Source organism: Rhodopseudomonas sp. B29 (assembly GCF_000333455.1).
Classification (GTDB): domain Bacteria; phylum Pseudomonadota; class Alphaproteobacteria; order Rhizobiales; family Xanthobacteraceae; genus Rhodopseudomonas.
On the sequence record NZ_BADD01000284.1, the window covers coordinates 1 to 1,129 of the forward strand.

Annotated in this window: 1 protein-coding gene and 1 pseudogene; both read right to left on the bottom strand. The window is 60.2% G+C overall.

The window, feature by feature from the left end; genetic code table 11:
* Nucleotides 1–606 (bottom strand): ABC transporter substrate-binding protein (locus I5M_RS10460; RefSeq protein WP_022721360.1); only part of this gene is annotated, 606 nt, incomplete at its 3' end.
* A gap of 301 nt (nucleotides 607–907) precedes the next feature.
* Nucleotides 908–1,129, bottom strand: a pseudogene (locus tag I5M_RS10465) (hypothetical protein); the annotation flags it as partial.

Genomic DNA, 1,129 nt, shown 5'->3' on the forward strand with positions numbered 1-1,129 from the left:
AGGCCCCGGATCCTTCTCGGTGGCGTTCTTCTTCACCAATTCGGAATTGACGATGCATGGCACGACCACTGCGAGATCGGGGATGGTCAGCCGGTCCTTCTTGAGGAAGTCGACACGCACGGTGTGGTTGTCGACGACGACGAACTGCTCGGGCTTCGTCAGCGAGCCGGCGCTCATCTGGAAGGTCGGGAAGCCGCCGACGCTGACGGCGCGATCGAGCGACCACTTCACGTCCTTGGCGGTCACCGGTGTGCCGTCCTGGAAGGTCGCGTTCTTCTTCAGCTTGAAGGTTGCCGACATGTCGCCGATGTTCATGTCTTCGGCGAGTTCACCTTTGAATTTGTCCTTGTCGTAATAGGGAACGCCACCCGGGCCTTCCTTCATTTCGTGGGTGATCAAGCGGTCGTAGCAGTTCCACGACACCTCGTAGCCCGGCACGTTGGTGCCGACACCCATGATATCGAGATTGTTCGGGCCGTTTTCGGAGACCACCAGCAGGGTCTCGGACCGGGCATCTGCTTTGGCGGGAGACCAGATCGCCGGGGCAGGCACCATGGCGCCTGCGGCGAGTGCAGTGGCGGATTTGAGGAAGTCGCGACGCTTCATGAACAGAGCTCCAGGGCACGGGTTCGGTGTCTGGAACTGCGTCGCAATCTTCGTGCCAATTCAGGGCAACCGGCGGACTCCGGATAACAGTTTGATGTAATGAGGGTTTATGGATTGGTCTCCTCGCCGGCACAAAACGGACGAAGCGTGTTGCATACAACGAGCAGATTATTGCTTAAAAAATAGACGGAATGCGCCGTGATGCGCTCTGGATCGTAATCGGCCGCGCCTCAGATGCAAGCGGCGGCAGAGTTCCCTCTGCCGCCGCTTCGAATCTGACCGGCAGGGTAAGCCGGTGCCGTTAGTTGATCTTGGCTTCGGCGCGTGACGTTGCGGAGGTGTAGACGCGAGCCTCCGGTTTGGACTCGATGGCGGCCGTTGCGAGCGGCGACACGCTGCGGTGGCTGCGATAAACTTCGAATGCGTACCAGGCCGCGACCACCAGAGCGATCAGGCCGACTTGGCTCGGCGGCAGGAACAGCGACCGCGCGATCAATACGATCGCGATGGTCGCCGCTTTCAC